The organism is Fructilactobacillus florum DSM 22689 = JCM 16035 (genome assembly GCF_001436645.1).
GTDB lineage: Bacteria > Bacillota > Bacilli > Lactobacillales > Lactobacillaceae > Fructilactobacillus > Fructilactobacillus florum.
Genome location: NZ_AYZI01000008.1, coordinates 44,076 through 65,427, shown reverse-complemented (window position 1 = coordinate 65,427; position 21,352 = coordinate 44,076). Strand labels below are relative to the sequence as shown.

At 44.3% G+C, this 21,352-nt stretch carries 19 protein-coding genes and 1 pseudogene; 12 read left to right on the top strand and 8 right to left on the bottom strand.

Annotated elements, in window-relative coordinates; all coding sequences use genetic code 11:
• Positions 1-16: 16 nt before the first annotated feature.
• From FC87_RS05350 to FC87_RS05340, 3 genes are all read right to left on the bottom strand, one after another.
• On the bottom strand, positions 17-592 hold the full coding sequence (locus tag FC87_RS05350; protein ID WP_056961824.1) for a superantigen-like protein SSL4: 576 nt from the start codon (positions 590-592) through the stop codon (positions 17-19).
• Between the two features lie 62 nt (positions 593-654).
• The gene (locus tag FC87_RS05345) at positions 655-2,274 is read right to left on the bottom strand and encodes an APC family permease (RefSeq protein WP_056961823.1); all 1,620 of its coding nucleotides are present in this window, start codon (positions 2,272-2,274) and stop codon (positions 655-657) included.
• A 9-nt stretch (positions 2,275-2,283) separates the two neighbouring features.
• Positions 2,284-2,688: a VOC family protein gene (locus FC87_RS05340; protein ID WP_054690118.1), complete on the bottom strand. Its 405-nt coding sequence runs from the start codon at positions 2,686-2,688 to the stop codon at positions 2,284-2,286.
• Positions 2,689-2,799: 111 nt separating this feature from the next.
• On the opposite strand from FC87_RS05340, the gene FC87_RS05335 reads away from it, so the two are divergent.
• Both FC87_RS05335 and add read left to right on the top strand, forming a co-directional pair.
• Positions 2,800-4,341 carry an ABC-F family ATP-binding cassette domain-containing protein gene (locus FC87_RS05335; protein ID WP_009166893.1) on the top strand — a complete coding sequence of 514 codons (1,542 nt, stop codon included), beginning with the start codon at positions 2,800-2,802 and terminating at the stop codon, positions 4,339-4,341.
• Positions 4,342-4,478: 137 nt separating this feature from the next.
• On the top strand, positions 4,479-5,495 hold the full coding sequence (gene add, locus FC87_RS05330; RefSeq protein WP_054690121.1) for an adenosine deaminase: 1,017 nt from the start codon (positions 4,479-4,481) through the stop codon (positions 5,493-5,495).
• A 60-nt stretch (positions 5,496-5,555) separates the two neighbouring features.
• Here the strand turns inward: add and FC87_RS05325 are convergent, their stop codons facing one another.
• Positions 5,556-6,470 (bottom strand): proline iminopeptidase-family hydrolase, encoded by a 915-nt coding sequence (locus FC87_RS05325; RefSeq protein WP_009166891.1) that lies wholly within the window; start codon positions 6,468-6,470, stop codon positions 5,556-5,558.
• 165 nt (positions 6,471-6,635) lie between these two features.
• Here FC87_RS05325 and FC87_RS05320 point away from each other — a divergent pair, with 165 nt between their 5' ends.
• The 5 genes from FC87_RS05320 to xylB all read left to right on the top strand — a co-directional run bounded on the left by FC87_RS05320 (position 6,636) and on the right by xylB (position 11,436).
• On the top strand, positions 6,636-7,784 hold the full coding sequence (locus tag FC87_RS05320; RefSeq protein ID WP_056961821.1) for a cation:proton antiporter: 1,149 nt from the start codon (positions 6,636-6,638) through the stop codon (positions 7,782-7,784).
• 70 nt (positions 7,785-7,854) lie between these two features.
• On the top strand, positions 7,855-8,415 hold the full coding sequence (locus tag FC87_RS05315) for a nucleoside/nucleotide kinase family protein (protein WP_054690259.1): 561 nt from the start codon (positions 7,855-7,857) through the stop codon (positions 8,413-8,415).
• A gap of 65 nt (positions 8,416-8,480) precedes the next feature.
• Complete coding sequence (locus FC87_RS05310; RefSeq protein ID WP_054690124.1) at positions 8,481-8,969, top strand: hypothetical protein; 489 nt, start codon at positions 8,481-8,483, stop codon at positions 8,967-8,969.
• A 2-nt stretch (positions 8,970-8,971) separates the two neighbouring features.
• Positions 8,972-9,793 carry a DUF6681 family protein gene (locus FC87_RS05305; protein ID WP_035421459.1) on the top strand — a complete coding sequence of 274 codons (822 nt, stop codon included), beginning with the start codon at positions 8,972-8,974 and terminating at the stop codon, positions 9,791-9,793.
• Between the two features lie 140 nt (positions 9,794-9,933).
• Positions 9,934-11,436 (top strand): xylulokinase, encoded by a 1,503-nt coding sequence (xylB, locus tag FC87_RS05300; RefSeq protein WP_054690127.1) that lies wholly within the window; start codon positions 9,934-9,936, stop codon positions 11,434-11,436.
• Positions 11,437-11,500: 64 nt separating this feature from the next.
• On the opposite strand, the gene FC87_RS05295 is transcribed toward xylB, so the two are convergent.
• From FC87_RS05295 to FC87_RS07195, 4 genes and pseudogenes are all read right to left on the bottom strand, one after another.
• Positions 11,501-13,366: a cation:proton antiporter family protein gene (locus tag FC87_RS05295; RefSeq protein ID WP_056961819.1), complete on the bottom strand. Its 1,866-nt coding sequence runs from the start codon at positions 13,364-13,366 to the stop codon at positions 11,501-11,503.
• A 132-nt stretch (positions 13,367-13,498) separates the two neighbouring features.
• Entirely contained in the window at positions 13,499-14,497 is a 999-nt protein-coding gene (locus FC87_RS05290; protein WP_054690130.1) for a D-2-hydroxyacid dehydrogenase, read from the bottom strand.
• 78 nt (positions 14,498-14,575) lie between these two features.
• Positions 14,576-14,929, bottom strand: a complete 354-nt coding sequence (locus tag FC87_RS07135) for a hypothetical protein (protein ID WP_054690133.1) — start codon at positions 14,927-14,929, stop codon at positions 14,576-14,578.
• Between the two features lie 126 nt (positions 14,930-15,055).
• Positions 15,056-15,217 (bottom strand): annotated as a pseudogene (locus tag FC87_RS07195) (TetR family transcriptional regulator); the annotation flags it as partial.
• Positions 15,218-15,343: 126 nt separating this feature from the next.
• Between FC87_RS07195 and FC87_RS05275 the strand changes: the two are divergent.
• From FC87_RS05275 to adhP, 5 genes are all read left to right on the top strand, one after another.
• Positions 15,344-16,243: a metal ABC transporter solute-binding protein, Zn/Mn family gene (locus tag FC87_RS05275; RefSeq protein ID WP_056961817.1), complete on the top strand. Its 900-nt coding sequence runs from the start codon at positions 15,344-15,346 to the stop codon at positions 16,241-16,243.
• Positions 16,244-16,390: 147 nt separating this feature from the next.
• Positions 16,391-17,629 carry an arginine deiminase gene (locus FC87_RS05270; RefSeq protein WP_054690147.1) on the top strand — a complete coding sequence of 413 codons (1,239 nt, stop codon included), beginning with the start codon at positions 16,391-16,393 and terminating at the stop codon, positions 17,627-17,629.
• Positions 17,630-17,643: 14 nt separating this feature from the next.
• Positions 17,644-18,681: an ornithine carbamoyltransferase gene (gene argF / locus FC87_RS05265; RefSeq protein ID WP_056961814.1), complete on the top strand. Its 1,038-nt coding sequence runs from the start codon at positions 17,644-17,646 to the stop codon at positions 18,679-18,681.
• Between the two features lie 34 nt (positions 18,682-18,715).
• A complete protein-coding gene (locus FC87_RS05260; protein WP_054690151.1) occupies positions 18,716-20,134 on the top strand; it encodes a basic amino acid/polyamine antiporter in 1,419 nt (472 codons plus the stop codon).
• Positions 20,135-20,261: 127 nt separating this feature from the next.
• Entirely contained in the window at positions 20,262-21,284 is a 1,023-nt protein-coding gene (gene adhP / locus FC87_RS05255) for an alcohol dehydrogenase AdhP (RefSeq protein WP_056961812.1), read from the top strand.
• Positions 21,285-21,352: the final 68 nt, after the last annotated feature.

The window sequence follows — 21,352 nt, the reverse complement described above, 5'->3', positions numbered from 1 at the left end:
AATTTGAAACAACCAATCACCGTTCGAACGTCAGCACGTAGAAGCCCTGGCTATTTTGCGTAATGGTGTAGTTATTGTATCCAGCGGCGAGCCAGTTATTTTGTGTTGCACTAGCCCAGTTTTTTGCATCGACAACTGAATCAAAAACATGCGGTTGCGCAAACTCTGATGAGGTTGAGTTTGATGGGTCACTTCTTGGTGATTCACTTTGCTCGGCAGGCTTGCTTGGCGTAGCTGTGGCTTTTTTGGTCACCGGGGTGTTCGTTGTGCGGGTTGGAGTTGCTTGCTTATTATTTTGATTTGAAGTTTGGGATGGTGAATTTTGCGGTTGCTCCCCGCGTGATTTTGGTTGGGGAGACTGCTTAGTTTGTGATTTTTTAGAAGTTGGCTTTGTGGTACTAGGTTGGGACGTTGAATTAGTGGGCTGGGTTCGATGGATGATAAAACGGGCGGAGATGGCTAATGCAAGGACCACAACTGCTAGCCCGATGATCCAAGGCCAGATGCGGACGGGCCGATGTTTTTGTTGTCGTGTTTGCGTAGTGTTGAAATCATAGTGCCGATAACGGTGCTCTGACGATTCGTTTTTCATTTCATTCCTCCAATCACTAAAAGATTAGCACATTAAGACGATAAAGTTTGAAGTATCAATCGCTAGTGCTCTTTAACGCGATCATTAACGGACTGGGCATCCGTCATTTCGGCAGTGTTTTGATAGCTGTGAACTCCCCAGTAATAGAAAACCAGGGCCATTAAAATGATAACAAGAAAGTCAAAGGGGTAATGAATCCAGTTCTGTCCGCCAAAGGGAGTAGATCCAATGTAGGAAAACCCGGCCATGAAACACAGATAAGCAATCATCCACCAACTCCCAGCAAATTTTTGTTTGGTGTTGGACCAGTTTAACTTTCCTTCGTAAAAGAAATAGAATGGTAGGCCTAGGGCAATCACGATGATAACCTCCATCGTTGTCGGCCACATTGCCCAGTAAATTGCCAGGCTGGCTAAAACAAAGGCTAGCGGAGCCATTATTTTATAGGCATTGATCCGAACCGGACGTTTGAATTGGGGAGCGTGTTTTCTAAGGGCAGCTAGGGTCACGGGTCCGGTCGCATAAGCAATCAACGTGGAGGTTGAGATTACGCTGGCAAGAATCGCCCAGTTTTTAAAGACAGATACTAACAGACAACTAATAATCCAGTTGGCAATCATGGCAATTCGGGGGGTGCCCCATTTTTGATTGATTTTTCCGAGGAACTTAGGCATGTGGTGCGATTGAGTCATCGCCGCCAGCGTTCGACTGGTCGAGGCCACAAAGGAGACCCCCGTTCCAAACGGTGAAACAAAGGCATCAAGATAAAGAAGGATCACTAACCAGTTAATGTTTAACATAATGGCTAAATCGGCAAATGGTGATTTGAAATTGATGCCGTTCCAGCCAACTTTTGCGAGCATCTGTGGCTCGATCGCACCAATAAAGGTAAATTGCAACAAAACGTAAATGGCAATACTAATAATTAGGGCAATCACAATTCCCCGCCAAATATTTTTTTTAGGATTTTGAATTTCATCCCCGATGTTAATCACCGTTTGAAAGGCGTTGTAAGAAAAAATAATTCCAGAAACCGTAGTGGCAGCAAAAATTGGCGCCGATCCATAGGGAAAGAAGCCACCGGCCGCTGCCATGGTAAAGTTTTCCGGATGAAACCCTGATAGTAACAACATAATAATGGTCACAGAGGGCACGACGAGTTTGAAAATGGACGTCAGACTTGTGAATTTCGTCAAGATGTTCACGGACCAGTAGTTTAGTAATGTAAAAATCAAAATGAATAAGAAAACTACTAGTAAGCCACTCGTAGTTACGGTACCATTACTAACGAATCCATGGGTCCAATTGGCCCAACTCCACGGCCAAGAACTCATATATTGAACTGCGGCAACGGCTTCGATAGGGAGCAAGGTTACCAAAGAGACCCAGTTAGCCCACGAAGCAATGAAACCTAGCAGAGGTCCGTGGGTGTAACCGGCGTATTTACTCATCCCCCCACTTTCTGGAAACATGGTACCAAGTTCGATATAAATGTAAGCAATAATTCCGATTACAATGGCACCGATGATCCAGGAAATGATGGCCGCCGGACCGGAAATTTTGGCTGCCTCCCATGAACCAAAGAGCCATCCGGACCCAATGATCGAACTGAGGGCTAACATGACAACGCTAAAAAGTGACATCTTGGTTTTAGTGATTTTAGTTGGATTGTTGTTATTCATAAACGTTAATTAAATCCTTTCTGAGTAAACATTTGAGGGGTGTTGTTCATCAATTTCAATTAGATTACCGTCGGGATCATTAATATAGAGCGCCGATTGGAGTTGTTTGCCATGCTTTATGGTTAACGGCCCCTTGACAATCGGGACGGCATAGTTAGCTAGATGAGCGGCTAGATCAGTTAATGAATCTTTGATGAGAATGCTAAAAAAAGCAGCTCCGCAAGTGGGATGCGCAGGTCCTAGCTTCTGGGGATCGATTAGTTGGCAATGAAGTCGTTGCTTCCCTAATTGAAAGCATATTTCGTGTTGATTCGCGACGAGCACTGGTAAATCAAGAACTTCATGATAAAATTGAAGGGTCGTTTCCAAATCACGGACATAAATTTGGAGTTGAGCAATGTCGTGTACTCTCACGGGAGCATCTCCTTTTCTAAAAAAGATAATTGCTAGTATAACATACTGTAAGATTCTCTCAAATTTTGGTAAAATATTTATTATGGATTGCAACGAAAGCGAGATGAGCGTATGGCCCTATTAGATGTTACTGACTTAAGCATGAGTTTTGCAGATAAAAAATTATATGCAGACGCAAATTTTCAACTCAATAAGGGTGAACACATGGGGGTCGTTGGCCAAAATGGGGTCGGGAAGTCGACGCTAATTAAATTGATTACGGGACAGGAACTCCCGCTGTCAGGTAGGATCAATTGGCAAAAGGATATTCGAATTGGATATTTGGATCAGTATGTAGATATTCCCAAAGAGACCACCCTAGTTGACTTTTTACACACGGCCTTTGCAGATTTATACCAGTTGAATCAGCGGATGACGGATTTATACAATGAATATGCAACAACGATGGACGAGTCCTACTTAGAAAAGGCGGGACGAATTTCTGAACAACTAGAAGCCAGTGATTTTTATGAGCTTGAGACCAAAGTGGAACAGGTTATTACTGGTCTAGGACTTGATGATATTGGTCGGGATCATGAGATTGCCACGATGAGTGGTGGTCAGCGGTCCAAGATTATTTTAGCGAAGCTAATTTTGGAAGATCCAGATGTTTTGCTCTTAGATGAACCAACCAATTATTTAGATACAGCGCACATTAACTGGCTAGAAGATTACCTAAATCAATTTTCAGGTTCCGCCATCATTATTTCTCATGATTATGAATTTTTAGAAGCGGTTACTAACTGTATTGTTAATGTGGCCTTTGGTAAAATCACTAAGTATCGCGGTGACTTTAAATCTGCGATGCGGCAACGTAATGAAAAAGAAAAGACCCAACAACGGGAATTTGAAAAACAGCAGGTTCAGATTGAAAAAGCAGAAAAGTTTATTCAAAAAAACAAAGCTGGTAGTCATTCTAATATGGCCAAGTCACGAGAAAAGATGCTGGATCGCATGGATCGAATTGATCCACCGAAAAATAATACCCAAGCGGAATTTTCCTTTCCTTACCTAGAAACGGGCTCTCAAAATGCTCTGGTTGTTAACCAATTGTCGGTCGGGTATCAGCAACCGTTATTGCAACCGGTAACTTTCTCGGTGGATACGGATCAAAAGGTGGGAATGCAGGGCTTTAATGGAGTGGGAAAATCAACCTTGATTAAAAGCATTCTGGGAATTATTGCTCCACTCGGAGGTTCGGCAACTTTTTCTCCTTCCGCCAAGGTTTCCTATTTTAGTCAAGATTTGGTGTGGGATGACCCACAACAGACTCCCATGCAGTTGATTCAAGACCAACAACCACGGTTAACTCAAAAAGAAATTCGTAGCAAATTGGCACGGTCAGGAATGGAGGCGGCAAACGCCTTTAAACCGCTGGCAATGCTTTCGGGTGGGGAACAAGTTAAAGTGAAGTTAACGCTCTTAGAATTTGTTGCCAGTAATTTTTTGATCTTAGATGAACCATCCAATCATCTAGATGATGAAACGAAAAAAGCTCTCAAATTAGCTATTAAGCGCTTCCCGGGGAATGCAATTGTGGTCAGTCATGAAGCAAGTTTCTATGAAGGACTGGCTGACAAAGTCATTGACGTCGAAAAACTTAGCTTGAAATAAACGAATAATAAAAAAGAGTGAACTGATTATTGTTCGCTCTTTTTTTAATGCGAAGGTAAAAATTTGGTTGCAAGTAGGGAGGATTTCCATTAACATAATAACAATTTAAATTATTTTTTCAGAAGGGACAGATGTGAATGCTAACGCGTGCTGAGATTCAAAGATTTCCAAAAGCCGAACTTCATTGTCATTTAGACGGTTCCATTCGACCACATACCTTGCGACAGATCGCACGGGGACAAAACATGGAGATTGAAAGTAATTTGATGGAGTTGACTCGAAAGATGGTTGGACCGGCTGATGGGCAAAATTTAGCTGATTACCTGAAAACCTTTGATTTCGTGTTACCATATCTCCAAACAGCACCTGCTTTGAAGCGGGCGGCCTATGATGTGATGGAACAAGCTGAACAAGACGGGGTTCGATACCTTGAGTTACGGTTTGCTCCAACGCTTTCCACGGCGGGAGAGCTAAGTGTGATTGATGCAATTGAAGCAGTGGCGACTGGAATTGCTGAGGCAGAGGCTGTGTATCAGATCCATGGTAATATTTTAGTCTGTGGGATGCGGACGGATGACGAAGCAACGGTCGAGCAAGTATTTGCCACCGCAGCCGATCTACACGACCAAGTTGCAGGTGTGGACTTGGCTGGTCCGGAAGCACCAGATTTTGTTAACCAATATCAGGCACCACTTAATTTAATCGTGACGGGGCAGCAGGTTGGTTTGACGTTACATGCCGGTGAATGTGGCTGTGCTCAGAATATTTGGGATGCCGTGCAGGCTGGAAGTACTAGAATCGGTCATGGGATTGCAGCGCATGGGAACCATCGTTTGGAAAAACTATTGCAACAGCGTCAAATTTGTATCGAGGGTTGTCCCACCAGTAACGTCCAAACGCGCGCGCTTCCGACTCGATCCGCATACCCGTTGCAACGGTGGCTGAGTCAAGGACAGCGACTTTGTATTAATACTGATAATCGGACCGTTTCTGATACGACTTTAACGGAGGAATATTTTGGGTTAGCGCAAACAAATGGTTTAACCCGTGAGCAGCTGCTCCAGTGCAATCTTAACGCGGTCCAGGCTTCATTTGCGTCGCATGAACTTAAACAACAGCTGATTAATGAAATGACGATGTGGGCTTCTAACTAAAAAGGTTCTGCTACCAACCCTCAATGATGAAGGATTAGCGAGCAGAGCCTTTTTGGTTAGCTATTTTTGATTGAAAGTTCCCGCCTCGACAGATTGCAAAAAGTTGGCTAAGTGCTGGTAGTAAACCGGAGCGTTGTCAATCATGTGGTGATGACCACCCTCTGGGGTTGAAACAAACTGCGCATTAGGGATCATTTCAGCCATTCGGCGTCCCGTTGCTAGTGGCATGGTTTCATGTTCGCCAAAGGTGACTAACGTTGGAACCTTGATATCCTTAAGGTGGTCAGTAAAGTTCCATTCCCCAAGTTTACCGGTGATTACGAATTCGTTGTCACCTTGAAATGCATTGTAAAGGGGGACGCTCATGGTATTGACTAGGTGAGCAATTGCAGCTGGTTTTTTGCGATCAACATAAGCGTCATTTAATTTTTCGACAAGCTGCTGGTAGCGATCATTATCGTAATCATTATTTGCTTCACACTGTTGCATGTATTCAAGTTCAGTAGGGCTTAAAGCAGTCTTGCGAATCTGGTTGAGATGGTCTGTATAGTCTGAGATGCGATCAACCATAGAAGAAATGATAGCTCCCTTCAAATGTTGACCGTATTTAGCAGCATACAGTTGAACGAGGGCTCCTCCCCAAGATTGACCAATCAGGTAAAACTGGTCGATTCCAAGCTTTTGACGGACTTCTTCAATCTCATCAACATAATAATCGTAGGTTTGAATCTGGCTGGCAACTTCCGGATTGTCCCAATCAGGGGTGTCTGAATACCATGATCCAAGTTGATCATACATGTGAACCTGGACATCTAGTCCCTGTTTTTTGAGTTGTTGCGCGGTATCTTCCCAGTATTCATGGGTTCCTCCTGGGCCACCGTGAAGGGCTAGTAAGTGGATTGACCCGGTTCCTTGGGTATTCGTCCATAAATGGTAGCCGTTGTCGAGTGTTATAATGGTCGTTCCTTGTTTCATTTTTAAATCCCCGCTTTCAAACTTTATTTTTAATCATACCACGCTCAGCTCTTTTTGCGACCAGCGGATTTCTCAAAAAGGCGCGCTTTTTCTGGGCGTGGTTAATTTTGGTACGCTAGAAGAAATCGGTTTAAATTTGATTGACTGTAAAAGACGGAGGTTACTATGGGTGAATTGGGATCTTTAGCTGGATTGTTAGTGGCAGCGCTTCTAGCAGGACAGCTGGCGATGCGCATCGGCTTGCCAAATGTTGTGGGTCAAATCCTAGCTGGGATGGTTTTGGGACCGGCGGTGCTTGGATGGTTACAGCCTACACAGGCACTAGGACTTGCTGCAAACTTGGGAGTGATTGTCCTGATGTTTTTAGCCGGACTGGAATGCGATTTTCATCAGATTAAGCGGCACGCCAAGGCGTCACTGGGCATTGCTGTTTGTGGCGTGTTGCTACCATTACTTGCATTTACATCATTGGGGCTTCTTTGGCAACAAGGGTTGCGTGATGCCCTCTTTTGGGGAGTTATTTTTGCTGCTACCTCAGTTTCCATCAGTGTTGCGGTGTTGCAAGAATTCGGACAGTTAAAGACCATTGGCGGTACCGTGATTTTAGGAGCTGCTGTTGCAGATGATTTAATTTCAATTGTCTTGCTGAGTTTATTTAGTAGCTTGTTTAGCGCTAACGGACAGTCGCTTTGGGTAGTTGTTTTAGAGCAGCTCTGCTATCTGGGAGGATTAGCAGTTGTGATTAAATGGCTAGTTCCGGCCATTATTCAGCTGGTTGTTCGGTTTCGTGATCCAGTGTTGCTGGCAACCGTTGGCTTGATAATTGCATTGTTATTAGCGGAGTTAGCCGAAGTAGCGCATCTTAGTGCGGTTCTTGGAGCATTCTTTGCGGGGATTGCAGTGGCACGAACCTCTGGGAAGGCAACAATTGTTGCTAGTACCAACTTGGTGGGTTCAGTTTTACTAATTCCGATCTTTTTTGTTTCGGTTGGACTGGATCTGAAGTTGGTTACTAGTTGGCAAGGATTGGCATTGGTCGGGCTCTTAACCGTCGTCGCGGTGTTAACTAAATGGATTGGCTGTGGGCTGAGCGCACACTGGTTTGGTCTTGATTGGGGCACGAGTAATATAGTAGGTTCAGGGATGATTTCTCGTGGTGAGATGGCCTTGATTATTTCACAACTGGGGTTGCAGCAACACTTGCTTTCCAGTGGGCTTTATTCCGAACTAACGCTAGTAATTGTTTTGACAACCATCATATCTCCGATTTTATTGCGCTGGGGACTACGCCACCTTCAAACTGCGGTAGAATAGACTATAAGATGTTGTGGTCGGCTTGCATTGTCGCTAAAACAACTGGGTCACTAAAGTAAACGGCATGGAGATGACGATTGTGAAGCAGCTCATTGTTTTGACCGGCGCTGCCGGAACGGGGAAAACAACGGTTCAAGATTACCTAACGGAAACCTATGGGATTCCAGCGATTGTGACCCACACGACTAGATTGCCTCGACGAGGCGAACAAGCGGGTCGAGATTACTATTTTGAAACGCCAGCGAGTTTTGCTAAATTACATTTGTTAGAGCAAGTTCACTATGCTGGACATCAGTATGGGTCTTCGTATGAGGGGTTGCAACGAGCGTGGCAAAAGGGATCAATTTGTTCCATTGTGCTAGATACAGCGGGGGCGCAAACTTATGTAAAGGCACTGGGTCGGCAGGTGATCGTGCTGGTGTTGCAACTACCCAGTAGGACTGTCCAACAGCACCGGATGCAAGTTCGCGGTGATCAGCTGGTAGCGATTCAAAACCGTTTGGATAGTCCTGAAAATCAGCGCGACTGGACTTTTTCGTTACCTCCAAGCGGTAATTTTTATCAAATAACAAACCAAGATTGGAAGACGACGGTCAAACGTTTGGACGAAATTATGGAAAAATTAAGCTAACATTAAACTATCTTTAACGTTTCTTTGAGATAGTTAAGGCTGACGATTTTGAAGGAGATGAGCTTATGAATCGCATACCGCCCTTTTTAACTCCATTTGCGATTTTCGCGATTTCATTGGGGTTGGGAGCCACTAATGTGGTTACGAACCAGGTAACGCATACTCGGGAAGGGGCTAAAGTTACCAATCAATCGACCCCCAACAAGTCAAATGATCAGACCAATCAGACTAATGATCAACAAAATGATTTTGATGGAAATAAGAACCAACCTAAGCAGCAACCCGATGATAATCAGAACCAGCCTACCAAGCAGTCCGATAAGCAGACAGAAGACCAAAACCAGGACAATAACCAAACTACTGGGACTAACGAGAATAATAACTCACAGCAGTCTAATGATTCGGAAAATAAAAATACCGACTCATCCAAGAGTAATGATGACAACCAAACTCCAAATAACTCGCAACAATCCAATAAAACAACTAATTCGACGACCACGGGAGGTGGTAGTCAAGGAACTAGCACATCAAATCAGAAGAGTGGGGGTCAATAACCATGTTTAGTTTTCTTGATGGAATCAATTCTTGGTTATCTTACATTAACATTGAACCAAAAACGAAGTCCCGACTGTACGTTATTTTAGGCTTTTTGGGCGAGTTATATCTGATTTACATTAGTTATCGGTTTCTTACAAATGGGGTGATAGTTCGCGGCAGTTTGTTTTTGTTAGTGACCATCGTCTTAGCTTATTTTCTCTATCTTAATGCCATTTATTATTTTCTGAATCGTAATTCAAAGATTGATTTAACCCCTAAGCTCTATCAACTGCTGCATATTAACCCCAAAAGCGCTACTGATACGCCACCAACGCAGTATCGTAATATTCCTGCGAACGGTTTATTCGATGATCGCGAGACCATGCCAGCAACGCTAGTTAGTAATCCCGCCCAACAAGCATTTATAAACCAGTTGGCAATTGCGCTTGAAAATGAACAATTGCTTCAGAAAAATTATGGGGGGACAACTGATCGAGAGTTAACTCGGCAGCTGAAACATGGCACTACCAAAACAGTTTCGGCGATTGGAAAAGGGGTTTTGATTCCCTATTTTTCATTGGAAAATCAACCAGACGGTTACCAGGTCCGAGCTGGGATCAACGCTGCGCAGGCCGATGTGATCGGTAAAATTGAAACGGTGGGTTTGCAATCGGTTACGCAATTAGATCGGCAACGAGGCAAGTTATATTTAGCGGGAGCTTATTTAACCGGTGGTAAATATAAGATGCTGGGTCGCAACGGTTTGATGGAAAATAACGATGATTATCATGTGGAGCTCCAGGTAGCATATCAACAGCCAAGTTCTTCGCCAATGAAATAGTTTGATCAGAGTAGCTAGTTAACCTAACTTATTAGGCGCTAGCTACTTTTTTTGGTTGGGCTACGGCTCTTTTTTTACTATAATTAAACCAAGTAACCAATATAAAATCAGTAGCCGAGCGTAGCTCAGGAGGATGACGAATGACCACCAAGTGTGTTTTAGGAGTAGATTTAGGAACAAGTGCCGTAAAGGTCTCTGCAGTAACGCGAGCCGGAACCATTCTAGCCCAGCAATCGTTTGACTATCCACTAAATCAACCGCAACCAGGTTATAGTGAGCAGAACCCCAATGACTGGGTGATGTCCACGACCGTTGCGATTGTTCGTTTAATTCTTGATGATCAAATCCGTCCTGAAGATATCGAAGGGATTAGTTATTCTGGTCAAATGCACGGTTTGGTGCTTTTGGATAAGCAATACCAAGTGCTGCGACCCGCTATTTTGTGGAATGATACTCGAACCACCAAACAGTGTGCCGAAATTGATCAGCTGTTAGGCGATCAATTTGTTAAGATTACAGGAAATCGTCCCCTTGAAGGGTTTACGTTACCCAAGTTAATGTGGGTTAAAGAAAATGAACCGGAAATTTGGAAGCAAGCAGAACTCTTTTTGACGCCAAAGGATTATGTTCGGTATCGAATGACGGGAACGTTGGGGATTGATTATTCGGATGCAACCGGGACGACGCTGCTCGACTTGCATACTAACCAATGGAGTGATGTTATTTGTGATGCCTGTGGTATCTCCAAGCGGATTTTGCCACCATTGGTACTGTCGGGAGAAAAAGTTGGCACAATTACTGCTCAGTACGCAGAATTTTCGGGACTTTCACAACAGACGGTCGTTTTTGCAGGTGGAGCTGATAATGCTTGTGGAGCTTTAGGAGCCGGCATCTTGACCCCGAATAAGGTTCTTTCCAGCATTGGAACATCGGGAGTAATTTTAAAATATGAAGCACAACCAAATGACGAGTATCAGGGACAAGTCCAGTTGGAGGACCACGTGATCCCGAATGCATATTATTCGATGGGCGTTACCTTGGCAGCCGGATACTCATTGAGTTGGTATCATCGAACCTTTTGCGAGGATCAATCCTTTGATGAGATGATTGAGACAGCGGCTCAAGCACCGAAAGGAGCTCATGGGTTGTTGTTCACGCCTTACATTGTTGGGGAACGAGCACCGTATGCAGATGCCAACATTCGGGGAAGCTTCATTGGTGTCGATGCTCGCCAGCAACGCGCAGACTTTACCCGTGCGGTGATTGAAGGCATTACTTTTAGTTTTCGGGATCTGTTAAATATCTATCGTAGCCAGCAATCAGATTTTGATACGGTGGTTGCCATTGGTGGCGGTGCCAAAAGTGATTTCTGGCTGCAACTGCAAGCAGATATTTTTAATACCCCGGTCACTAAGCTCGCAAATGAACAAGGCCCCGGTTTAGGAGCAGCGATGTTAGCTGCGGTTGGTCTCGGTTGGTTCCCTGATTTTCAAGCTTGTGCTGAGGTGTTTGTAACCACGCAGCGAGTTTATCAACCTAATCCACTCAACGTGGCTAAATATGATGAACTATATCAGAGCTATCAAGCAATCTATCCAGCGACAAAAGATATTTCACGGGCACTACAACGGTTTCAAGCCTAATTAAGATTGCAAACAAAAAGTCACGCTCACTGGCAGTTACCAGTGGGCGTGACTTTTATTTTGGTTAATTTAATTTAGCAATTTCACTTCGAATCCGATTACTTTCAGATCGGTGCGGGCTAGCTGTTGAAAAAATGATCCGATCATTAAGCTGTAGAGTCGTATCGCCCGTGGGCTGGACAATTTTGCCTTTGCGAAAAATCCGATTGATCGTAATTTGATCGATAAATGGGAGCTGACGCAGGGGAATTCCAATGTAGTTTTGGTTCTTCAGCGTAACTTCATGGATTACCGTTTCGTTTGATTTAATCATGTTAAAGGTCGAAGGAACTTCAATCAGTTCGCGCAGCATGGCAATACTAATCGAGAAGGTGTTATAAACCTCGACGCCAAGACTGGTTAATTCCTTTTCATGTGAATTCTTAACATTACGATCTTCAAAGCGAGCAATTACCCGTTTCACGCCGTAACGTTTAGCTGCTTTAGCTAGTTGGTAGTTTTTTTCAGCATCAAGATAAGCAAAAAGTGCAATATCACAATCAAAATAGCCGTGGGCACTCAAGTAATCAGCATCGAGCGTTGGTAATAAGCTGACGTTGGCTTCACTATTAAAGGATTCATAGCTTTGGGGATTGGCGGTGTAAACCATGACATCATACCAGCTACGACTTAGTTGTTGATCTAAGGGAATCGTTACGATGTTTACGCCAAAAATATTGAGTTTGATGTTGTGATAGATATCCTTGGCAGGGTTGAAAAAGTGATTGAAGGTTAGGGGACCCACAACACAAGTAATAATCGCTGCCAACAAAAAATCACCGGATTGTTGGGGAGTGATTACCTTGAGTTCTGCTGCCACGTTTAGGATGGCTAGCACCATTGTAATGGTGGCCATGGGAAGGGCGGTTCCGGCTAAAGCGTTTTTACGATTAAATCGCAGGCGTAGAATGGGATACAACATTAGTTTAGCAATGAGATAGCCGGCTAGAATCAATGGAATCAACAGGAGCGTACTTGGTGTGCTGAGTAACTGGCGGAGATTAAGTCCGACACCACTCATAATGAAGAAAATGGGGATAAAGAATCCATAACCAATCGAATCTAATTTTTCACGTGTGCTCTCAGATGGCTGGAGTAATTTATAAACCATTCCCCCAACAAAGGCTCCAAGAACGGCTTCAGAACCGACACTTACCGCGATAAGTGACAGGAGGGCAATCATGAAAAAGGCGAGGCGAACGTCGACTTGAGTGGTGGATTTGTTGATTTGGTCGAGATGTTTGAAGAAATTGCGAAACCGGTACAAGAGTAAGCCGGCAACTGCAAAGACAATTAGGGTCAGCCACAGTGATTTGGAATTGGTACCAAATAAAGAAGCATAGATGGTCAGACCAATAATAGGAACAATTTCTCCTAACGCCGATATCAGCAAAATTATTTGACCAAAACTGGTTCCAAGCGTGTCTCTTTCTTTTAGTGCGGAGATAACTACCCCAAGAGAAACCGTCATAAAGAGAATGGCGGCGAGCCAAAGATCGTTAAACAGTCCGGTTAATTTCATGATGAAGCCTAGCAGTAGGGAGAGAACCATAATTGAGAAATAACCAGCTCCCGCAAGTTTGAGGGGAGAGTATTTGGAAGCAGCGGCTCGTTGTTTTTGTTCAAGTTGGGAAGGATTTTTGGACCCGGGTCGAAAAATGCCGAAGTCAATTTCTAAGCCACTCAAAAATAGTAAAACAATCACGCCAATTCCAGAGAGTGCTTTTAAAATCCCATCATTTTGAATTAGATTTAATAAACTAGGACCCAAAGCAATTCCAACCAAAATTTCAACGACAGAGGTTGGGAGGGCTGAAATCTGAAAACGGTTTAATAATAGCGGTGTAATTAGGGCTGCCAATAAGATGATAACGATTGATAACTGTTGCATATAAGCCTCCTCTAGGTGCATAACGGTTGTTATCATAACCGTTTTTTCGGGGTTTGTCGATGGAACGCAGTCGTTATTACTAAAAAAACAAGCGCTGCTTTTCGCAGTGCTTGTTTTTTGTTTAATGGAAAGTTATAGCTGGACTTCTTTATCAGAAGCGCCAGTTGTCAGAATTGATAGATTGGCATCTAAAGCATATTGAACCATATTTTTAACAGCCACTTTTGTGTAAAAAGCCACGTGGGGCGTCACTAATACATTATCTCGTTGCATAAGATTTTTTAAGCGATCATCAGGAATTGCGTCAAAGTTAGCAAATTTAGTATTGAAAATGCCAACCTCGTCCTCGTAAACATCCAGAGCGGCACCACTAACCTGACCACTGTCAAGTCCACGGATCAGAGCATCCGTATCAATGAGGCTCCCGCGGGCAGCGTTAATAATCTTGATCCCGGGTTTCATCTTGGCAATGGCTTCGTCGTTAATGAGATGATCATTTGCAGCTAAGGCAGGTGCGTGTAACGTCAAGATATCAGATTGAGCAAACAACTCGTCAGGGGTCTCAACATAGATTCCCGCCTTTTGTAGTTCAGCATTAGGATAAGGATCGTAGGCGATGACCCGCGCCCCAAATCCTTGAACAATCTGGACAACGGTCCGTCCAATCCGACCGGTGGCGTAAATTCCCACCGTTTGCTGATTCATTTCTTCAGCAATGTCTGGTGCCCACGTTAAGTCTCCTTGGCGTTGTTTACTTTCAAATCGTTTGGAATGACGTAAGAGACGCATCATATCAGTAACAGCTAGCTCAGCGATGGCAGCTGGTGAGTAGGCTGGGACATTTGTTACCCGTAAATGATTTCGTTTAACGGCTTGTCGATCGATATTATCGACCCCCACGTTTCGCAATGATAGAACTTTGACTCCGTTGCTAGCAAGTCGGTCGAGAACCGCTGCTGTATATGGCTTTTGTTGATAAGCAACGACCCCATCATAACCGGCAGTTTTAGCGACACTGGTTTCATCTAAAAGTTCCGTTTCTTTAGCAACTGATACTTCTGGATGACGGGTGGCCCATTCTTCTAGATAAGGTGTTTCATCGTCTCTGATTCCGTAAGCAATGATTTTCATAATAAACTCCCCCTTCAAAACTAATTATACCATTTTAAAAATAAATCTTTTTCGGCATTTTTGAAAATGATAGCACTGTTATCCTGGCTGTTTGATTTGTAACCAGGTAAGCCATCCGGGATAAAAAAATTGGTAGAGTCCCCGACAGAGCGCCTTGGTTTCTGCTTCCTGATAGTTATGTTTGAGGATGTCACAGACAGTTGCAAAAAAAGCAAAGACTCGGAAGTGGAGTTCTTGGTAATTGAACTGAAATTCAAAGGAAATCACGTGCTGTTGCTGCATAACATTGATCAGTTCAATAAATTGTTGGGTGAAGTACCGGGTGGTCAGTTCGGCTAAATCACTGTACTGGGAACCGGCTGCATCAAATAAGAGTAATGCTCGTTTTTGTGGGTGGGCATAGATGATTGTAATCAGAGGGTCAAGATTCAACAAATACTCCTGCCAGATTTGACCGATCTTGACTTTGTTAATAGCGGCAAGTCCCTGCTGAAGCTGCTGCTTGTAGCTGTTAGTAAGGGCTGTGAACAGTGGGCTCAGGATAATTTTCAGGAGTTCGTTTTTGGATTGAAAATGCTGATAAAAGGCTCCAGTGGTGCGATTTGCCTTGCGACAAATTTCGCGAATAGTGGCATTGTCAAAGCCCTTTGTTAAAAAAACCGTCGTGGCGGCTTCAAGTAGGACCTGTTTGGTGGCTAGTTGCTCATGATGATTAGTGATAAGCGACTCCTTTCAAAGAAATAGTTGTCAAGAGTTACATAACAGTGTTATGCTTTGATAGTTGAATTCAACGCTGGTTTAATACTTTCGACAATTTTAAGTTAGCACGGATTAGGAGGAAACGCAATGAAACAAACACGACGCTGGGTTTTGATCGGGACACTTTTACTCATTCCCCTGTTATTAGCTGGTTGTAAAAAAAAGCAACCAGCTAGTAGCCAGCACCACCAATTAAAAGTGGTTGCTTCGACGAATGTTTATGCCCAATTAGCACAAGGAGTATTGGGTCAGGAGGGAAAAGCGACGGCCATCGTGCAAGGAACGACTGATCCTCACGATTTTGAACCAGGAACCCAAACGGCGCATACGGTTGAACAGGCCGATCTGTTGATTTGGAATGGGATTGGTTACGATGATTGGATGGCGAAGCTTGCTCAAAAACAGCCCCAAGTGGTGGCAGCCCATGTTTTAGATCGCCACGATGGTGAGAACGAGCACTTGTTTTTTGATCCAAGAATGCCACGAAAAATGATTACACAGATTGAACAGCAGGCGCGCAATTTGCGTCCCAAACAACAAAAGCAGTTTCAAAAGAATGCAGCGGCTCAACAAAAGAAGTATGCTGCGGTGACGAACCTAGCTGACCAAGCGCGGACTAATCTGGCTACTAAGCAGCTGAATCAGAAAGTGGCAGTGAGTGAGCCGGTATTTAATGACGCTTTAAAATATATGGGTTATCAAGTCGCAAATGCTAGTTTTGCGAACGCAATCGATAAAGAAGTCGATCCGAGTCCTAAAGCAGTGCGTGATTTGCGTGCGTCGTTGGAAAAACGGGAGGTCGCGTTTTTTGTAGACAATACTCAAAATGATAGTAAAGTGGTTCGCCAAATGGGATCTCTAGCGAAAAAGCACCAGGTTCCGGTGATCAAAATTACGGAGACCGTGCCCCCAAAGCAAACTTATGCTGATTGGATGACGGGAATTTACCAACAAGTTTTGGCGGTGCAAAAACAGGAACAAGGCTAATTGATCAAAGACTTCGCAGGACTGCGAAGTCTTTTTTTTTAATTAATTGTTGACTGTTGGTAAATTGTTGTGGGTAATTCTTGTATAATAGCGATAGAAATTAAATCAGTAAGCTTCAAACGAAGTAGGATGGAAAGGATTTAAATCATGGAAAACAATGCGATTCAAGTCAACTCAGAAATTGGACGCTTACAATCGGTGTTATTACATCGACCAGGGCAAGAGGTTGAGAACATTACACCACAGACTATGGAGCGCATGCTTTTTGATGATGTTCCTTACCAAAAGATTGCGGCCGCAGAACATGATTATTTTGCACAGACTCTCCGCAAACACGGGGTTGAGACGGTTTATGTTGAGCAATTATTGGAAGATATTTTTCAAGATGAGCAGGTTTTAGATGCATTTCTAACCGATTATTTGCGAGAACATTATTATACTGGGGCAGCAGCGCATGATTTGATGACTTACTTTCATACTTTGGCACCGGCAGATCTGGTGGCGACGATTTATGCAGGCGTCCGGCGCAACCAAGTAAGTTTTAAGCGGCCTTCTTTACATGATGTGGCTGGTTCCGACGCTGCCAATCCCTTTATCCTTGACCCACTTCCGAATGCCTACTTTACAAGAGATCCTCAGGCAATGATGGGAACTGGTTTGACGATTAATCGCATGAGTTTTGCTGCTCGGCAACCAGAATCTTTGATTTCACAATACATTATTCAATATCATCCCCGGTTTGCTGGAAAAGTCGATCTCTGGCAGGGACGGACGGGCGATGCTCGCCTAGAGGGGGGCGATGAGTTAGTGTTGAGTGATCATGTTTTAGCCATTGGAGTCTCACAAAGAACCTCAACGCGGTCAATTGAAAAGTTAGCGCGAGAATTATTTACGAATCCTCATTCACACTTTGACCGAGTGGTAGCCGTTGAAATTCCGCATAATCATGCCATGATGCATCTTGATACGGTTTTTACAATGGTAAATTATGATCAATTTACCGTCTATCCAGGAATCATGAATGAGGCAGGTGAGCTGAACATTAATATTTTGGAACCAGGAGCACATGGAGAATTGCGGCTGTTGCATCGAACTGACCTGGCGGCGACGTTGAAAGAAGTGTTGGATTTGTCAGAAATTGATGTGATGGAAACCGGAAATGGTGATCCAGTAGTGGCAGCACGAGAACAATGGAACGATGGTTCTAACAATTTAGCGATTGCCCCTGGAGAAGTAATTACGTACGATCGCAATCACGTTTCAGTGGAATTGATGCGGCAGCATGGACTCCAAGTGTATGAAATTCACTCATCAGAATTATCAAGAGGACGTGGCGGAGCGCGGTGCATGTCACAACCGATTCGCCGAGCTCCGCTAGCAAACTAACAGGAGACAAATTGATGACAGTGCTAAATGAATTAAAAGGTTTGCAGGGTCGCTCTTTTTTAAAGGAAGTGGATTTTACACCCGCTCAACTGGAAGCTTTAATTGAATTTGCTAGCCAGTTGAAGCAAGAAAAGCAACAACACGGAAAGGTGCCTCAATACCTGCATGATAAGTCGCTGATTTTACTGTTTCAAAAAACTTCCACTAGAACGCGGTTATCATTTGAACTTGGTGGCGCTGAAATGGGGGCCCACGTGGCTTACATCGATCCAACCTCCAGCCAGTTTGGAACGAAGGAATCGATTGAAGACAGTGGTCGAGTTTTTGGTGAATTGGCAGACGGGATCGAGTATCGCGGGTTTGCCCAGCAAGATTTAGAAACGTTGGCCACTGCCGCCCAAGTTCCGGTTTGGAACGGTTTGTCAAACGAGTGGCATCCAACGCAGATGATCGCTGATTTTTTGACGATTAAGGAAAATTTTGGGCATTTGCGTGGAATTAATCTGGCTTACGTTGGTGACGGGCGGAATAATGTGGCGAACTCGTTGTTGGTAACTGGTTCGATGCTGGGGGTTAACGTTCACATCGTCGCGCCTCCCGCATTGCAGCCGAGCGCGGCTGTGCAGCAACAAGCACAGACATGGGCGCAACAAAGCGGAGCCCGACCACTAGTAACCGCAGATATTGAGCAAGGGGTGCGAGCAGCCAACGTCATCTACACTGATGTGTGGGTTTCCATGGGTGAACATAATTGGCAAGCACGGATTGATTTGTTGCGTCCCTATCAGGTTAACGTGGCCTTACTTGAAAAAACCAAGACACCCGCTGACCAGTTGATCTTCATGCATTGTTTGCCGGCTTTTCATGATGGCAATACGACTACGGCTGCCCAGGTTGCCAGTCAATGTCATGGTTTAGATGGTCCGGCTTTGGAGGTTACCGATACGGTTTTTCGTAGTAAGTACGCCCGGCAGTTTCAAGAAGCGGGCAACCGGAAACCGGCAATTATGGCGATCATGGCGGCAACGCTCGGCGATTTAACCTTATTTTGAACCGAAGCGCTTATTTGGGAAGGATTTTTAACTAATGAATAGAAAAGGCGGCGTTTCTTTGGTGGGACTAATCATGTTAGTGATTAGTTCGAGCATTGGCGCTGGGATTTACAACGCTAGTCAGCAATTGGCAGCGGTTGCTACGCCGGGGCCAGCATTATTAGCCTGGTTGATTGTCGGGATTGGAATCTTGGGATTAGCCCTCAGCTTAAAGTCATTGAGTGAAACCCATCCAGAACTAACGGGAATTTCTGACTATGCCAAAGCAGGATTTGGTAATTTTGCGGGCTTCTTATCTGGTTGGGGTTACTGGCTGTCAGCTTGGATTGGAAACATTGCCTTTGCTACGATGATGATGTCAGCTCTCGGCTACTTTTTGCCGGTATTTAAATCAGGGAATTCTGGACCAGCCATCATTACCGCATCGATTATTTCATGGCTATTGACCTGGCTGGTAGTTAACGGGGTTGAAAATGCGGCTTTTATTAATTCCATTGTGACGATCGTAAAGTTAGTTCCCTTGGTGGCTTTCATTCTTTTGGGGCTCGTTACCTTTAATGCCGGTATTTTCACTGCTCATTTTTGGCAAAATTTTAGCAGCAATTTTACCTATTCGGTCGCCACCCCCAGTGGGATTTTCGAGCAAATTAAGCACTGTATTATGATCATGATGTGGATTTTCATTGGAATTGAGGGTGCTACGATGATGGCTAATCGTGCGCGCCGTCGCACGGATGCTAGTCGAGCAACTATTATTGGGTTTATCTCCTTATTGATTTTGAACGTGGTCATTTCGATGTTACCGTATGGATATCTGACGCAAGCCCAATTGGCACACGTTGGCAATCCAGCCCTAACCTATGTGGTGGAGCAAATGCTTGGTCCTGTGGGTGGAGCGTTTGTCAGCATTTCTCTGATTTTGACAGTAATGGGAACGTGGCTATCTTGGACGCTATTACCGGTGGAGGCAACCAGTCAGATGGCCAACGAACACCTTTTGCCCCAGTGGTTTGGTCGTTTAAATCGGCATAGAGCGCCCGCTAATTCCCTGTGGTTAACCCAAGTGTTACTACAGTTGTTTTTAGTCTCGCTCCTTTTTACTAATCAAGCTTACCAAGTGGCGATTTCCTTTTGTACGGCTGCCATTGTAGTTTGTTACGCCTTGGTCGGAGCTTACCAAATCAAAGTTGGCTGGGCCCAACATTCGCTGAAGCTCATGGCTCCCGGAATAGTGGCACTGGGATTTGAAGTGCTTGGGATTATCTTTGCCGGGCTCCAGTACCTCTGGCTGTGTTCAATTGCATATGTCTTGGGTTTTGTCTTTTATTGGTGGGCAGCTCATGAGCAACATCGGCAGCTGACAAGCTTTGAATGGTTAGTTATGATAATCATTACACTAGCGGCGTTACTGGCAATGGTGGCATTAGTAATCGGAAGAATTGTGCTAAATTAATAAAAAAAGTTTAAGAAAATAACACCGGGTATGCAAACAATTCCAAAGGTGTTATTATTATTCTTGTAAATGTGAATGTTTTAACAAGTGAAATTTTATTTTGAAACTAGCTTTAGGAGGAACGATAATGGTAAAAGCAGCAGTTGTGCGGGAAAATTCAGATGGATATGTGGACATCAAGGATGTCTCGTTACGACCAATCAAGCCCTATGAAGCCCTTGTGAAGGTTGAATATTGTGGTCTTTGTCACACCGATTTGCACGTGGCTGCCGGTGATTTTGGGGCAGTTCCTGGTCGAATTATCGGTCATGAAGGGGTTGGTAAGGTGACCCAGATTGGTGAGGAAGTTACAAATCTAAAGGTTGGCGATCGCGTTTCAATTGCATGGTTTTACTCTGCAGATGGAACTTGTAAATATTGTGTTACCGGTAATGAAACCCTGTGTCGGCAGGTTAAAAATGCTGGCTTTAGCGTGGATGGGGCGATGGCGGAAGCCTGCATTGTTGATGCTAAGTACGCGGTAAAAGTTCCCGCAGAGCTGGATCCCGTTCAGGCAACGTCACTTACTTGTGCAGGCGTGACAACTTATAAAGCGCTCAAGGAAGGACACACTAAACCAGGTGACTGGGTTGAAATTGTTGGCGCCGGTGGTCTAGGCAATTTGGCAGTTCAACTAGCCAAAAATGTGTTTAAGGCCCGAGTAGTGGTAACGGATGGTGACCCAGAAAAACTGGCTGCTGCCAAGAAACATGGGGCTGATGTTCTCATTAATCGCCATGATGATGATGCAACTGAGCAGTTGCTTGCCCAGACAAATGGGGGCGTTCAAGTGGCTGTGGTCACTGCAGTTAGTTCACAGGCATTTACAAATGCCGTAAAAGCCTTGGCTCCAGCGGGAACTCTGGTGGCGGTAGCCTTACCCAAGGGGGAAATGGGGCTTAATATTACCAGTGCGGTTCTTGATGGAATCAAAGTAGCGGGTTCGCTAGTCGGGACGCGCGAAGATTTACGTGAAACCTTTTTATTTGGCGCCGAGCACGCCGTGGAACCGATCGTTCGAACGGATAAATTGGAGCATATTAATCAGGTAATTGACAAGATGAAGGCTGGTAAAATTGTTGGACGGGTCGTCTTCGACTTTACGCATTAATCTTTGCGGAGCGGTCAGGAACCGCTTTTATTTTTAACACATATGTGAATTGTTGAACAAAATCTATT

Coding starts and splice junctions, on each gene's coding strand:
- FC87_RS05320 (WP_056961821.1), top strand. CDS start 6,636: ATGGGTGAATTGGGATCTTTAGCTGGATTGTTAGTGGCAGCGCTTCTA.
- FC87_RS05325 (WP_009166891.1), bottom strand. CDS start 6,470: ATGAAACAAGGAACGACCATTATAACACTCGACAACGGCTACCATTTA.
- argF (WP_056961814.1), top strand. CDS start 17,644: ATGACAGTGCTAAATGAATTAAAAGGTTTGCAGGGTCGCTCTTTTTTA.
- FC87_RS05295 (WP_056961819.1), bottom strand. CDS start 13,366: ATGCAACAGTTATCAATCGTTATCATCTTATTGGCAGCCCTAATTACA.
- FC87_RS05345 (WP_056961823.1), bottom strand. CDS start 2,274: ATGAATAACAACAATCCAACTAAAATCACTAAAACCAAGATGTCACTT.
- xylB (WP_054690127.1), top strand. CDS start 9,934: ATGACCACCAAGTGTGTTTTAGGAGTAGATTTAGGAACAAGTGCCGTA.
- FC87_RS05270 (WP_054690147.1), top strand. CDS start 16,391: ATGGAAAACAATGCGATTCAAGTCAACTCAGAAATTGGACGCTTACAA.
- FC87_RS05335 (WP_009166893.1), top strand. CDS start 2,800: ATGGCCCTATTAGATGTTACTGACTTAAGCATGAGTTTTGCAGATAAA.
- adhP (WP_056961812.1), top strand. CDS start 20,262: ATGGTAAAAGCAGCAGTTGTGCGGGAAAATTCAGATGGATATGTGGAC.
- FC87_RS05260 (WP_054690151.1), top strand. CDS start 18,716: ATGAATAGAAAAGGCGGCGTTTCTTTGGTGGGACTAATCATGTTAGTG.
- FC87_RS05350 (WP_056961824.1), bottom strand. CDS start 592: ATGAAAAACGAATCGTCAGAGCACCGTTATCGGCACTATGATTTCAAC.
- FC87_RS05275 (WP_056961817.1), top strand. CDS start 15,344: ATGAAACAAACACGACGCTGGGTTTTGATCGGGACACTTTTACTCATT.
- FC87_RS05305 (WP_035421459.1), top strand. CDS start 8,972: ATGTTTAGTTTTCTTGATGGAATCAATTCTTGGTTATCTTACATTAAC.
- FC87_RS05310 (WP_054690124.1), top strand. CDS start 8,481: ATGAATCGCATACCGCCCTTTTTAACTCCATTTGCGATTTTCGCGATT.
- FC87_RS05290 (WP_054690130.1), bottom strand. CDS start 14,497: ATGAAAATCATTGCTTACGGAATCAGAGACGATGAAACACCTTATCTA.
- add (WP_054690121.1), top strand. CDS start 4,479: ATGCTAACGCGTGCTGAGATTCAAAGATTTCCAAAAGCCGAACTTCAT.
- FC87_RS05315 (WP_054690259.1), top strand. CDS start 7,855: ATGACGATTGTGAAGCAGCTCATTGTTTTGACCGGCGCTGCCGGAACG.